At 44.2% G+C, this 14,990-nt stretch carries 7 protein-coding genes and 2 pseudogenes; 7 read left to right on the top strand and 2 right to left on the bottom strand.

Translation table 11 applies throughout. The features are described from left to right. Nucleotides 1–122 precede the first annotated feature (122 nt). The 7 genes and pseudogenes from ACH19P_RS15065 (at nucleotide 123) to galE (ending at nucleotide 11,758) form a co-directional block, all read left to right on the top strand. Entirely contained in the window at nucleotides 123–6,704 is a 6,582-nt protein-coding gene (locus ACH19P_RS15065; RefSeq protein ID WP_462159416.1) for an Ig-like domain-containing protein, read from the top strand. Then, the gene (locus tag ACH19P_RS15060; RefSeq protein ID WP_462159415.1) at nucleotides 6,697–7,251 is read left to right on the top strand and encodes a hypothetical protein; all 555 of its coding nucleotides are present in this window, start codon (nucleotides 6,697–6,699) and stop codon (nucleotides 7,249–7,251) included. The genes ACH19P_RS15065 and ACH19P_RS15060 overlap by 8 nt, the downstream gene beginning before the upstream one ends. Nucleotides 7,252–7,497: 246 nt before the next feature. Then, nucleotides 7,498–8,658, top strand: coding sequence for a glycosyltransferase (locus tag ACH19P_RS15055; RefSeq protein WP_462159414.1), 1,161 nt, complete (start codon nucleotides 7,498–7,500; stop codon nucleotides 8,656–8,658). Beyond that, the gene (locus ACH19P_RS15050) at nucleotides 8,655–8,936 is read left to right on the top strand and encodes a glycosyltransferase family 2 protein (protein ID WP_462159413.1); all 282 of its coding nucleotides are present in this window, start codon (nucleotides 8,655–8,657) and stop codon (nucleotides 8,934–8,936) included. The genes ACH19P_RS15055 and ACH19P_RS15050 overlap by 4 nt, the downstream gene beginning before the upstream one ends. Before the next feature lie 438 nt (nucleotides 8,937–9,374). Then, nucleotides 9,375–9,722 (top strand): DUF2304 domain-containing protein, encoded by a 348-nt coding sequence (locus ACH19P_RS15045; protein ID WP_462159412.1) that lies wholly within the window; start codon nucleotides 9,375–9,377, stop codon nucleotides 9,720–9,722. 128 nt (nucleotides 9,723–9,850) lie between these two features. Next, a pseudogene (gene galU, locus ACH19P_RS15040) lies at nucleotides 9,851–10,727 on the top strand (UTP--glucose-1-phosphate uridylyltransferase GalU). 14 nt (nucleotides 10,728–10,741) lie between these two features. Continuing rightward, complete coding sequence (galE, locus tag ACH19P_RS15035) at nucleotides 10,742–11,758, top strand: UDP-glucose 4-epimerase GalE (protein ID WP_462159411.1); 1,017 nt, start codon at nucleotides 10,742–10,744, stop codon at nucleotides 11,756–11,758. 41 nt (nucleotides 11,759–11,799) lie between these two features. Here galE and ACH19P_RS15030 read toward each other — a convergent pair. Both ACH19P_RS15030 and ACH19P_RS15025 read right to left on the bottom strand, forming a co-directional pair. Further along, nucleotides 11,800–13,163, bottom strand: a pseudogene (locus tag ACH19P_RS15030) (MBL fold metallo-hydrolase RNA specificity domain-containing protein). 72 nt (nucleotides 13,164–13,235) lie between these two features. Further along, a complete protein-coding gene (locus ACH19P_RS15025) occupies nucleotides 13,236–14,819 on the bottom strand; it encodes a methyl-accepting chemotaxis protein (protein ID WP_462159481.1) in 1,584 nt (527 codons plus the stop codon). Nucleotides 14,820–14,990: the final 171 nt, after the last annotated feature.

Here is a 14,990-nt window from a genome sequence, read left to right as displayed (position 1 = left end):
CAACATCGTTTGCTGTTGTAGCAGACAGCCTAACAGGTATTGCGCTTACTGCTACGCCAAGTGGTAACAATGTTGTTTTTGACATCTACTTAGAGAATTTTGGTACTGCTACAAGTAATAACTTGGCTTTAGCCGTTGACCTTGACCAAATTTTTGGCTCTGGTAATTACACACTAACTGCCAATCCAAGTTTTGTTGATGACCCAGGTACGATAAACCTCAATGGTTTGTTCGATGGGAGCACGTCGGTGTCACTCTTTTCGGCAGGTTCTACAGTGCCTTCAGGTGACACTGCTCAAATCCAATTCACAGTTGAAGTGACGACGCTAGCAAATAAATTCGGGCTTGGTGAAGGGGTGTATAGCCCTCAATTTACAATTTTTAGTGAAACCTCCTCGGGAATTACTGTACAGGATCTTTCAGATTCAGGAACTGACCCAGATCCAAGCGGTAATGGTAACCCAAGTGAAAATGGTGAAAATGATGCGACTACTTTCCTCGTTGGTTCACCTTCTATCGGATTGGCATTGTATGCTGATGTGAGCGGTACAAATGTGACCTTCACATATCGCATAGAAAATATTGGTGATACCGCGCTCGATACAATAGCGGTTAGTCATAACTTGTTTGGTGCTCTGGGCTTTGGCAACTACTCTGTTGTGACAGCTCCATATGTATCCCGTGGAAAGTCAGACATAAATGTTCTTACAAATTTTGACGGTACATTTGCTCAAACCTTAGTCTCTGGTGCTTCCTTAGATGCTGGTGAATTTTCAGAGATTAAGTTTGTAATTAATGTAGATACTGTTACGAATCAAGGAAGTGGGTTTGGTGTCTATTCAACAAGCGCTGCTATTTCTGCATTTGACCCTGTTGATACTGTGGTTCAAGATACGAGTGACAGTGGTAGGTTAACAGACAGCAATGGTAACGGGATAGCAAATGAAGCAGGTGAGAACGATCAAACTAGCTTTATTATTGGTGAGGAACCAAGGGTAGGCATAGCGTTAGATTACAGTCTAATTGGCTCAACTGTGACCTTCACTTATTACCTTGAGAACTTAGGAACAATAGATTTACAGCAAATATCACTAATTCAAGATTTAGATTTAGTATTTGGAAATGGAAATTACTCAATTTCCACAGCCCCTAACTTTATAGGAGCAGGTGGGACTGTAGTGTTAAATACTAGCTATGATGGCTCGAGCGATACAGATCTGCTTGATGCATCTTCGACGATGAGTCCAGGTTCTTCAGTGACTATCGAGCTTGCAGTAAATATGGATACAGTCGAGGACGTAGGTCTAGGATATGGTCTGTACTCCAATCAAGTTTCGTTGGATGCCTATTCAACAACAAGCTCAGTTTTTGCTACTGATTTGTCAGACTTTGGGACCGACCCTGATCCGGATGGTGATGGAGGGGCTGATGAAGTTGGTGAGAATGACCCTACGACGTTTAGCTTGAGCCAGTCTAATATCGGCCTTGCATTAGATGCCTCGGTTACGCAAGGTGTAGTGACGTTTAACTATTACCTAGAAAGCTACGGTAACTCTGATTTATCTCAAATGACGGTTGTTCATGACCTAGACGCGATTTTTGGTGCGGGCAACTACAGTATTGTGAAGGCGCCGACTTTAGTGAGTCAGCAAAGGCAAGTTCTTGTTAATCCAGACTTTGATGGTTCTACTGATAGGAACATAATTCTCACGTCAAGCAGCAGCACTGTTGGAACGACGCACCAAGTTGAATTGCAAGTGGCAGTTAACAATGTCGTTATCCAAAGTGGCGTGCTTGGAGAGTTTTCAACGAATGCGACGTTTGGTGCGTTGGATACGAGTAGTAATGTGTTATCAGATACCTCAAATGCAGGAACAGCAGCCGACACGAATGCCAACGACAATGCAGGAGATGTGGGTGAAGACACCGCAACTTCATTTGAAGTGCCAAAAGTAACCACCGGTTCAATTAGTGTTCAAGGTGGCAGTGGCACCGGAGGCATCTTTATTGTCGGTGATACAGTATTGGCACAGTGGAATAATGGCGCGACCGGTGACAATAATGGTGTGTCTATCAGCGATGTTTCTTTTGATTTTTCACAGTTAGGCGGTGGTCAAGATGTTGCTGCAACACTAAGCGGGGACACATGGCAAGCGAGCTTTACTGTTTTAGAAGCAAGTTCAACTGTCATAGAAAGTGCTTCTCTCGCTGCGTCGATTGAAGTAACAACTGCGACAGGCAGTTCGAACATTGCCTCGACTGCAAACACGTTAAGTATGGATAACTCAACGCCTGTTATCAGCGCGGTGAGCATACCAAATACACCAGCAAATATCGGCACAGTGATCTCGGTTTCTATCACTGTTGATGACACCAATGTATCCTTAGCGAGTGGTACAGTTAATAGCAAAGCAGTGACTGGGTTTAGCCATACAAGTGGCGGCATCTACTCTGCCACTTATACCGTCGCGGCAGGTGATACTGACAGACTTGCGTCTGACTCTGTACCCGTGAACTTTACCGTGTCAGACATCGCAGGGAACACGAGCGCAGCATTTTCAACGGCAATTACACAAAATAGTGATGCCATCGATGCAAATGCACCATCGGGTCATACTATTGCCTTCAACTCAGCAATTAATAGCCTGAATGTCACCAGTGCATCGGTGTCTGTGAATAACGGCGAGGTGGGTGCAAGTTATCAACTTACCCTGAGTGTTTCTGGTAGTGCTGCCACTAAGACGGTATCGGGATCGTTAGCCTCACTTGCTGATACAATTAGTAACATTGATCTATCGACCTTGCCTGATGGGCAAGTGGACGCATCACTCGTGCTCACTGACGCTGCTGGAAATGTTGCAGCCTCCGTAGCCGCAACTATTTCAAAAGACACGGTTGTGCCAACTTTGGCTATCACGTCTTCAGACACCATCTATAATCAGCCATTTACCGCTACTTTCACATTCTCGGAAGATGTACAGAACTTTGATGTTTCAGATATCACTGTCTCAAATGCGAGCCTTTCTGCATTCCAATCTAGCTCTGCGAGCGAGTATACAGTACTAGTGACTCCAGGGAGTGATGGTGCTGTCAGTATTGATATTGCGAGCAACGCCGCACAAGATGGAGTAAACAACCCATCTTCGAGTGCTTCATTGAGTGTTGACTACGATGCAACTGTACCTACAGCTCAGTTTAACTTACCAAGTGGCACACAAAATGGGGCTTTTACTGCTGAACTATCGTTTAGTGAAGCGGTCACTGGTGTAAGTGCTGCGAGTATAACAATCACAAATGGCGCTATTAGTAATTTTGCAAGTTCAGGAAATACGTACACATTCACAGTGACTCCACAAGCGGATGGCACAGTTTCTATGCAATTGCCTGCGGGCACAGCAAGTGACTCAGCTGGAAATGTGAATGCCTTGGTCGACTCAAGCATTGATGTGGACCTTACTGCGCCAACCTTATCAATTGTTTTACCGACTACCGTTCAGGCTGGAGCGTTTTCTGCTGAATTTAATTTCAGTGAGTCTGTACAGGGATTTGTGGCTGCAGATATCAGTGTCACTAATGGCACCTTGTCGAATTTTGCAGGCACAGGAGCATCATACACGGCGACGATTACACCAATCAGCGATGGCCAAGTCGACATCAGTGTTTCTGCTGCTGTAGCTCAAGATATTGCAGGTAACGACAATGAAAGTGCGAGTGGCTCAGTCGAATTTGATCAGACAGCACCTCAACTGACAATTTCGGGCCCGGTAGTAGCACAATTTGCGTCATTTGAGGTGTCATTTGCATTCACAGAGAGTGTGCTAGGTTTTGATAGTTCAGATGTCAGTGTGACCAATGCCCAGTTGTCAAACTTTAGTGGTTCAGGTGCTCTATATACAGCAACCTTGACCCCAAGCTCAGGTAGTAATGTATCACTTTCTGTTGCTAGTGGTGCAGCGCAAGATGCCGCTGGTAACATGAGTAATGCTGATAGTTTCAGTGTTGAGATTGACCAAGCACCACCTGAGTTGGTTATTTATCTACCGAGCGGGGTACAGTCACAACCATTTACCGCAACGTTTAAGTTTAGCGAGGTGGTGCAGAACTTCAATATCTCTGATATTACTGCAACAAACAGTGTTATCTCGAACTTTGCGGGTAGTGGTTTGGACTACTTAGCAACCATAACGCCATCAACTGATGGTTCTGTAACTGTTAGTGTTGCGTCAGGTGCGGCTCAAGATTTAGCTGGAAATACAAATGCCGCAGTCAGTGCGAGTATCGATTATGATGCTACCGCACCTTCCGTAACGCTGAGCGCGCCAACTCAAGCGAAAGAAAGCTATATTGTCGACGTTAGTTTTAGTGAGCAAGTAACAGGGCTTAGTAGCACTGACTTTAATGTCGTAAACGGCTCAGTAGAGACATTAAATGGTGATGGAAGTAATTATCAAGCAACTATTAAACCTGAGTCCTCAGGAGCAGTGAGTGTCTCGTTGGTAGCGTCCGCCGCTATTGATAAGGCTGGAAACGGTAATATAAAATCTAATGTTGTGACGACTGAATATGCGCCTAACGTGCCTGTCATTGTAAGTCAGTCGCCAAGCGACAACGCAACAGATGTGGCGTTGGATGCCGACATCTCTTTCACATTCAGCGAAGCCATGGAACCGGTGCAAGGAAAGCAAATACAGGTTCATGCAGATGGTGAACTGGTTGTTGCGGCAGACACTTCGTCTCTTGAGGCTTTCGGTAACTTATTCAGCCTTGGCAATCTGAACTTAGTCTCAGCAACAACCTACTTAGTGAGTATTGACCAAGGTGCATTTGTAAATGCAGCAAATGTTGGCAATGAATTTACACAATGGACGTTTACGACTTTATCAACCGACATAAGCGCTGAAGATGACGTTGTATCTACGGATGAAGACACGGTGGTTAGTTTCTTCCCGCTCGCGAACGACAAAGGCGGTAATGCAGACATTGATACATCATCATTGGTGGTTGTTCAAAACGCTGAGGGGCAGGTGAGTATTGATGCTAGCACGGGTGAAATTACTTACACACCTGTGGCGGATTTCTACGGAACAGATTCGTTCACCTATCAATTTAGTAACCTAGATGGCGAAGTATCGAATGTTGCGACAGTCACATTGACGATTGCATCAGTGAATGACGCGCCTGTATTTATGAGTGAGCCAGTTTTAACAGCGACTGTTGGTGAGCTCTATGAATATAAAGCAGAAGTAGAAGATGATAGCGAAAATATTACAATTAGCGCAATCTCACTGCCAACATGGTTAATATTTGATGGTATTGATACTTTATCGGGAACACCTTCCGACGAGCAACTTGATCAGACGTTCACTGTGACTCTTGAAGTTTCTGATGGAGAATTAACACAAGAACAATCGTTTAATGTTGAAGTTGTTGATGTTGTACTCAGTGAGTTATCACTTCATTACAAATGGTCTCAACGTCCGCTTGTGATTGGTGAGACACAAACATTGACGCTAGACGTTAAGAATGATTCTGATTTGGATGCCTTGGTGGATGAGTTATCACTTACCATTGTTGGTGGAGAGTTCAGTTCAGTGGATGAAATGTGCTCACAAGATGACGTTGTATCTTGTTTGAGTGGTCAAACAATACTGTCTGGTGAAACGACATCGTTGCAGTTTGAAGTCGGCGCTTCGGAAACAGGCTCTGTAAAAGTGAATGCGAATTTGTCTGGCTCTAACATTGAGACTGTCAGTAAGTTCACACAGATTCTTGTGACAAATACACGCTCAGATCAAGGTGGTGCTCGTTATGAAAATATCAATGCCTCTAAGTTAACATTTGGTGATATTGACAATGATGGTGACATCGATGTTGTTCTGCTATCCGATAATTCAGTTACAGCGTTGATAAATGATGGCTCAGGTCTCTTGTCTGAGGTTCTGGTTATCAGTAATGAAATATCAGCCAAGACAGTTCGAATTGCAGATATTAATGCTGATGAGCTCAATGACGTTGTATTTGCAGGCGCAGAGGGTGTTGGCCTTATACTTGGAAGCGCGAGTGGAACATTTGATAAACCAGTCATGCTCAATACGTTGGATACACGTTCTATTGAAGTTGTTGACGTGGACCTAGACGGTGCGCTTGATATCGTGCAACTTTATAAGGCGCAGCCTGGATTCAATGTTATTTTCCAACCATTTGAGCCAATAGAAGGAAACGGCCCAGCATTGACCAGTCTAACAATCACGGCTCCAAGCATTGATTTCATAAGCTCAGCGCTATTTGATGTGAATGGTGATGGTAACCTAGACGTCGCTATGGGAGCTGATGGTGCGAATGTTCACGTGATTGTTGCTGGAAGTGAGGTTCTTAGTGATATTGCCGTGGACTCTGCTGTTAGCGTTGCTGTAGCTGATGTAGACCAAAATGCAGAAGACGAACTTTACCTGACTAATGGAGAGCAGTTGTACGTATTCAGCCAAGGTGAGCTGACTGAAATTAACTTGGGTGTAGCTTCTTATCTATCCTTGCAAGGTATCGGTAAGACATTGATTATCGAAACTCAAGAAAGTGAGTTGGTCTTCTTAGGCTTCGATGGTGAGTACACATTAGGTACGGGTGTCTTCGAGCCTTCAATGAGCAACTATCTGCTTGTAGATTTAGATCAAAGATGGCCAGCCAGAGTTATTACTGTTGGATGAAGTTCAAGCGACGCTTGATGTTAGGTTTAATCAAGGTGAAGGTAACTTTGGTGAGCAGAAGGCCGATGTAGCACTTGAACTGACGTCGGCAGATGAAATCAGTGTGTTCATCGGTGATGAATACACGATTGAGGCCGATATTATGATTGCTCTGGGTTATGCTAGTGATGTAACACTACGCTTTAACACACCGCAGTCACTGGTATCGGTATCTGTTAATGGAGAAAGCTGTGATCTAGTCACTGAAGGGGCTAATACAGAGTGTATGCTTGGCTCACTGGGTACCGACAGTGATAAAACTGTATCGGTAACCTTTAAGGCGCAAAGTGAAGGTCAATTTACTCACAACTTTGTCGTCGAGTCTGTTACAGATGATACAAATGTAGACAACAACACATTTGAAGTGTCAGCTAAGGTTACTCAAAAGGCAGAACCTCCGGTTGTTGAGCCTGAGCCTAAACCAGAGAAATCATCTAGTGGTTCTTTACTCTACCTTCTACTACTGATGTGGATTATTATGTCAGTTAGGGCATTGAGGTTTAGTTGATAAACCAGTATGAATTTTTTATAGGGCCTAAGATTTGACTAAGGCCCTTTGCTTATTTGTGTCGTAAATAGTTGGCCCGTAAAGGTCTAGTCGCATATATTCGACAACGATGCTAATATGGCGCCCCTCCCGCTAATTGCGGGTGAACAGAGTTTAATTCAGCCAGGCTTTGCATTGTGAGATTTACCCAATTTCAATGTGCAAAGAGGCTGTCGATTGAGATTTGTGCGTCGATAGGGGTTGTTGGTGCCGAGCGACAGACTAAAAGTATTGCATGTGGGGAAATATTATTCGCCGTTTCATGGTGGTATCGAAAAATACATGCAAGAGCTCATAGAGAGTAATGAATACCAATCTTCTATTGATACTCGGGTAATTGTTCATGAGCACCGTATCGGCAGGCCTACGTCGAGTTTTGATGTGAATGGGATACAGGGTATTCGATGCAAAACGTTCCTTAAGTTACTGTTTACTCCAATCTCTTTAAGTTTTTTTATCGAGCTAAAAAAATTAATCAACGAATTTCAACCAGATATTATTCATTTCCACGTTCCTAATTTATCAGCGTTTTTCGCTCTTTTTATTTCTGGCTCCAGAAAAAGTAAGTGGGTTGTTCAATGGCACTCAGATGTAATTGGATCTCAGTCAAGTCAGTTAATGAAGCTAGCCTATGTTTTTTATCGCTTTCTTGAAAAGCGGTTGTTAAGCAAAGCCGATTCAGTCATTTGTTCTAGCCCTAATTACTTAAATTCCAGCGAGCCCTTGAAGCCCTTTAAGGATAAGTGTGAGGTGATACCTTTAGGTATTAAACAACTTAGAAAATGCAGAGATGTTAATCAAATGTCGAATTCTCTGAGGCTGTTGATGGTTGGCAGATTATCATATTACAAGGGGCACCTAATCTTACTTGATGCCATAAAAAAACTAGAGAACGTTCGTCTCACAATTGTTGGTCAAGGGGAATTAGAAAACGAGATTTTATCCTTTATAGAACACCATAAGCTTCAAAATAAGGTCCAAATGAAAGGGGCTGTTAGCGAAACTGAGTTATTTGATTTATATCGCAATCACGATTTACTTTGCTTGCCATCCATCGAGAGGACTGAGGCTTTCGGCGTTGTATTGATTGAAGCTGCATCATTAGGGTTACCTGCTTTAGTAAGTGATGTTCAAGGCAGTGGAATGAGTTGGGTTGTGCAAAATGAGAAAACGGGCGTGGTAGTAAGGGCCGAAGACTCCAGTGACATCAAGAGAAAGATAGACAGAATTATTACTGAACCTTTAGTATTGTCGGATTGGTCTAGAAACGCATTTAGACGTTTTCAGGATGTATTTAAAATATCATCAGTTGCTACAGCGACGCTGAAGTTATACAAACAGATATTATGTAATGAGAAGCTAAAATGAGTTGTGAGAATACATTAATAATAATACCTGCTCACAATGAAGCTAACTCTATCTCTGAGGTGATTACTTCTCTTCAAGCTCATGGCTACGGCAGTATATTGGTAGTGGATGACGCGAGCACAGACGACACGTGTGCAATTGCAAAAGCTTCAGGTGTTTCTGTTATGAGTCTGCCATATAACCTGGGGCGTGGAAAGCTACGCAGGCAGGCATTCGTTATGCTGTCGAAAAAGGGGTCGAAAAAGCAATCACTTTCGACGCTGATGGCCAACATTTAGCGAGTTCCCTTTCTTCTTTGATATCACATCACAAAAAGAGTGATGTTGACATTGTTATTGGCTCATGTGTATCTAGAGGAAGCATCTCTCGTCATCTTGCGTGGGGGATTTTTAGGCGTTTGTCGGGTGTAGAAGTGAGGGATTTAACATCAGGTTTGAGAGTTTATAACCGTAAAGCACTGGAAGTGTTGAGCCGACGTGAAGCAACGTTGCTTGAGTATCAAGACGTAGGAGTTTTGTTGTTGCTAAGGACATTTTCTGTATCTAAAACAGAGGCGGAAGTTCAGATGGTGCCACGTAAAGATGGTATCTCCAGGATATTCCATTCATGGGGCGCCGTTTTGTATTATATGGCATATACTACGATGTTATGTTTGAGCAAAATTGCGAAAACTCATAAACTTAGCCCTTCAGAGAATTTATCTACCAGAGACTAGCGTGTACTATCAAGTTTTCACCTCCGTTACGGCGGTCATTTTTTTTGTAATAGTGTTTGTTCTAATTCGTAGGGACTCCATTTTAATGGGGGCTGCATTTCGTTGGTTTTTCATCGCTTTAGTCGCTTTAGCGCTCGGCTTTTACCCGCAAATATCTGATATTAGTGCTAGGTTTGTAGGTATTTCTTATGCACCTATCTTGCCTATTACATTAACTTGCTTACTATTGCTGATTAAAGCATTGATAGCAGATATTGAGCGCGCAAAAACGCAAGTTAAATTAGATAGACTTGCGCAGAGATTGGCTGCGATAGAGCTAGAGCTTTCAGAATCAAAGAAATCTCGCTGAGATTTATTTCTTAGTGTAGTGGCTCTATATTTGAAGCCAGTTGCAACTCTGGATCTTTAAGTAGTACTCTAAAGACTAATCGGGCTGGATTGCCTGTAGCTTAGTTTGATATTACAAGGTTCAATAAAATGAAAGCTGTTATCCCCGTTGCAGGTCTTGGCACACGCATGCTGCCTGCAACCAAAGCTATTCCCAAAGAAATGCTTCCTCTGGTTGATAAACCGCTCATTCAATACATCGTCAATGAATGTGTGAACGCGGGGATTCAAAGAAATCATCCTAGTTACCCACTCGTCTAAAAACTCCGTTGAGAACCACTTCGATACCAGTTTTGAACTGGAAGTAACCTTAGAAAAGCGTGTTAAACGCCAACTATTGGAAGAGGTTCGCTCTATCTGCCCATCTGACGTCACGATCATAGGTGTTCGCCAAGGGGAAGCTAAGGGGCTAGGGCATGCAATTATGTGCGCACAGCCGATAGTTGGTGATAGTCCATTTGTAGTGGTTCTGCCGGATGTGATATTAGACGAATACAGCGCTGATCAAACAACAGAAAACTTGGCAGCAATGATTAAACGATTTGAGCAAACCAATGCCAGCCAAATCATGCTCGAAGCAGTTGCTTTGCAAGATGTGAGTAAATACGGAATTGCTGACGTCAATGGGGAGCAAATTGAACCAGGGCAAAGTGCGGTTATCAAAAGCATGGTCGAAAAGCCCAAGGTTGAAGATGCGCCATCAAATCTTGCTGTCGTTGGGCGTTATGTGTTGTCTCATAACATCTGGCCCTTATTACGTAAAACGCCAGTGGGTGCTGGTGGTGAGATTCAGTTAACTGATGCAATCGATATGTTAATTGAACAAGAGCCAGTAGAAGCGTTTCGTATGAGTGGTATTTCCCACGATTGCGGCGACAAGATGGGGTATCTAAAAGCATTTGTGCGTTATGCTCAGAAGCACTCAGAATTGGGTGAGCAATTCACGCAGCACATTAAAAGTTTGTAGTTTAGGGCAGTAGTATGAGCATCTTAGTCACAGGCGGCGCGGGATATATTGGTTCCCACACGGTATTAGAGCTATTGAATCAAGGCGCTGATGTGGTGGTTTTTGATAACCTCAGTAACGCATCAAAAGAGTCTTTGAACCGTGTTGAAGTGATTACTGGTAAGTCGATAACCTTTATTGAAGGAGACATCCGCGATAAAGCTGCGCTGGACAAGGTGTTTCGCGACTTTACTATCACCAGTGTGGTTCACTTCGCAGGTCTAAAAGCAGTTGGTGAGTCGGTTGCAAAGCCTGTTATGTACTATCAAAACAACGTGCAAGGGTCACTCACTCTGATTGATGCGATGCGCGATGCAGGTGTTTTCTCCTTGGTATTTAGCTCATCTGCAACAGTATACGGTGACCCAGAATACTTGCCGATTGATGAGCTGGTAAAAGTGGGTGGCACAACGAATCCTTACGGCACCTCCAAATTAATGGTTGAGCAGATTCTTGAAGATGTAGCGAAATCAGACTCGCGATGGCGCTTTGCTATTCTTCGTTACTTCAATCCTGTTGGCGCTCACCACAGTGGTCAAATTGGTGAGGACCCCAACGGTATTCCTAATAATTTACTGCCCTATATTTCTCAGGTAGCGGTGGGTAAACTGCAACAGCTAGGAGTGTTTGGTGATGACTACAACACCAAAGACGGCACAGGCGTACGCGATTATATTCATGTTGTTGATTTAGCGCTGGGTCACTTGTGTGCGCTTGAGAGATTAGAGCAGCATGCGGGTGTGCATATTTACAACTTAGGCACGGGCAACGGCTATTCCGTGTTGGAGATGGTGCATGCCTTTGAACAAGCATCAGGTAAGCCAGTCCCCTATAAAATCGCGCCTCGTCGAGAAGGTGATATCGCCTCTTGTTATGCCAGTCCTCAAAAAGCATGGGATGAGTTGGGCTGGAAGGCTGAACGTGGTCTCAATGAAATGATGATTGATACGTGGCGTTGGCAAAGTCAAAACCCTAATGGTTATAACGATTAACAATAAAAGGAGCCAAAAGGCTCCTTTTTAATACGGCAAGGTCATGTTGCTATGTCTATTTTGGCATTGTGACTAAGTATTCCTTTTAACTTCTGTGCCAATGCCGCCTTTGCGTCTTCATCGCCATGGACAATTTTGATATGGCTAGGCTTCTTTTTAATACCTTTCACAAAGCGCACTAAATTTGCTTGATCTGCGTGAGCACTGTATCCACTGATGGTGTGAATTTGCGCACGTATATCAATGCGTTGATTATTTAGCACAACATAACCGCCTCGAGGTCCATATTTTTGAATATCTCGCCCAGGTGTGCCCTTTCCTTGATACCCAACAAAAATTACGTCAGCGGTGGGTTCATCCAAAAAGGCTTCCAAGTAATTAACGATGCGACCGCCACTGCACATGCCGCTGGCGGTGATGACTATGGTGGGTTTATGTCGGCGCTTGAGGTATTGAATCGTTGCCTCATGTTCTTGGTGTGTGTCGATTGTATATAGATGCTCAAAGTTAAGCGGGTGGCGCCCTTTAGCCACTCTAGATTTTGCTTCTTCGTCCCACAGTGATTTAAAGCGGCGATATTGCGCGGTGAAGTTAGCCGCCATGGGCGAGTCAACGATTACTTCAATTTCATGCCAAAATGAGCGTTTTGGCGCGCTGTGGATCATTTGCTCTAACTCGTAAAGCAGCTCCTGTGTGCGGCCAATGCTAAATGCGGGTATTAACACTACACCGTTATCGGCTACTGCACGTTCTATTACTTGTTTGAGACGTTGAGCGCGTATTTTCCGCCCTTCGTGGAGCCTGTCACCGTAGGTTGACTCGATAACCAAAGTATCAGCTTTGTACGGTGGCTTGGGGAGGGGAGCAACGGCGTGTAAGGTGCGCCCAAATCACCAGAAAAAACAACGCGGTGTGTGTCACTGCCATTTCCCACGTCAATTTCTATATAAGCTGAGCCGAGGATATGGCCGGCTCGTTGCAATCTAAATCGCGTGGGGGAGCTTATTTCATCCAGTGTCAGCCATTGTTTAAAGGAGATGGGTTTTAATTGGCGTTTAAGCAGGCGTAAGCATGTTTCAACGAGCTCGGGGTCTTGTGTTACTCCAATTTTAAGAGCGTCTTCTATGACCAAAGGCAAAAGCTCGGCGGTAGCTTGTGAGGCATAAATAGGCCCAGTGAACCCCGCAGCTAGTAGGTAAGGTATGCGTCCAACATGGTCAATATGGCAGTGGGTGACGAGTAAGGCTTTAACTGTATTGATATCAAAGTCGATACTGAGATTATGCCTAAACTCTTCGCCTTGAAACATCCCACAATCCACTAGGATTGACTCGGTGTTGCTGATAATAAGTTGATGGCATGACCCCGTCACACCTTTGACCGCTCCGTGGTGAATAATACGCATCTGCGCTCCTCCTATGGCGTATAAACAAACTATAGGGGAGTGCATTGGGTATTGTAAATGTACCTGAGTTCGTTAAATTTCGAACTTGTCAGTTTCGTTTTCTAAACGCGCAGTCAAATCACGCATGCTCTCCGATGCTGCGTGAGCATGTTTAGAAACCTTTGCTGTATTTGCCGCAGTATCTGAGATTACTACGATGCGTGCAGCGGTGTCTTCACCTGCAGCCAATTGCTCTTTGGCAGCGCCTGCAATCTCTATGCTCATGCTAGCGAGCGAACTTAAGGACTGAGCAATATGAGCGAGCTCATCGCTTACCCGTTGCGACTTGCTGACAGTTTGTTCGCTTGTTTCCATACTTTTTTGCACTGATTGTTTAGCGTCAACGGTGGCATTTTGCAGTTTCACAATCATACTGCGGATTTCTTCTGTGCTACTTTGGGTGCGTTGAGCCAACTGTCTTACTTCATCGGCTACCACGGCAAAACCACGACCTTGCTCTCCTGCTCTTGCGGCCTCAATAGCAGCATTTAATGCCAGCAGGTTAGTTTGCTCGGCGATGCCTTGGATCACGCTAAGTACATTGGCAATATTATTGACTTCTTCATCCAGAATTTGGATGTTATTACCAGCGCTGTCAATTTGTTGCTCTAAAAGGGAAATAGCATGCATAGCCTCTTCTGTCAGTGCGTTAGCTGCTTGACCTTGTTGCTCAGCGTCATTGACCGCGAACGCAGCTTGGTCGGCTAAATCCACCACACTTTGCGCTGAGGCGGTGAGCTCTGTAATCGCAGATGCAACAAGTTCCGTTTCTTGCTGTAAAGCATGCGTGAGCTGCTCAAGCTCTCGCGAGCGTTCGTCTGAAGCACCACTTTGTTGCATGAGTACATCACACACTTCTTTGATACCACTCACCACGCCTTTTAGCCCTTGCTGCATGTATTGCATGTTGGCAACAATGCTCTCAGCTTGAGTTCCTTGAGGAGTTATATGAGTATTAAGTCGCCCACGTGATATCTCATTAACAACATGCTTTACCGTGCTCAGCTCACCACCTAGGGCATTGCTCAATGCGAAGCCATATTTAGCTAATGCGAGTGTTAATAATACAGCGATGGTGAGTGAAAAGCCGAGCAGCCAGCTGGCTGTATCCCAGTAGCGCTCATCCACTTCTTTGTAGCTAATGCCTGTACCGATATACCAACCCCAGTCAGGCGTTTTTTGCACCACAGAGGTGAGGTCGACCACTTCGCCGTCGCGTTCAGAGTTCCAATGGTAGGTAATGATTTGCCCGGTTTTACTCCCTACAAGGGTTTGAACCATCTTACCAATGCTTTGCCCTTGGGCATCACGAAAATCATTGAAGCTGGTGCCATGCAGCTGTGGATCATGTGGTGCCGCGATAAAATTTAAGTTTTTATCGACCACATAGACGTATTCGGAGTCGTGATACTTATTCTCACGCAGAATTTGACTGGCGAATTGCTGCGCTTTCTCTGTGCTCAATTTGCCTTGGGCTGCCAGTTGTTCAAACTCTTCAACAATATTAACCGTGCTGCTCATGAGCTGGTTTATACGCGCGATATTGTCTTTTTCACTGGCATGGCGCAGTGTTTGAAGGCCTATTAGAGAGACCGCAACAAGGGCGACAAACAACATCGCTGCAAAAGCGATAATTTTGCCGCGTAGAGAAAGTGATAATGACAAGGTGCACCCCTAATTATTCGAATAATTAGAATACAAGTAACACCTTTTTAACTTAGTTTTAAGAGCAAATCGTCGAAAATAGATTTTCAAGAGATGAAAAAATCTAATGATTCTTTATAGGTA

The sequence above is a fragment of the Pseudoalteromonas sp. GB56 genome, assembly GCF_054923835.1.
The sequence above is the reverse complement of the archived record's forward strand: the minus strand, read 5'-3'. Positions and strand labels throughout refer to the sequence as shown.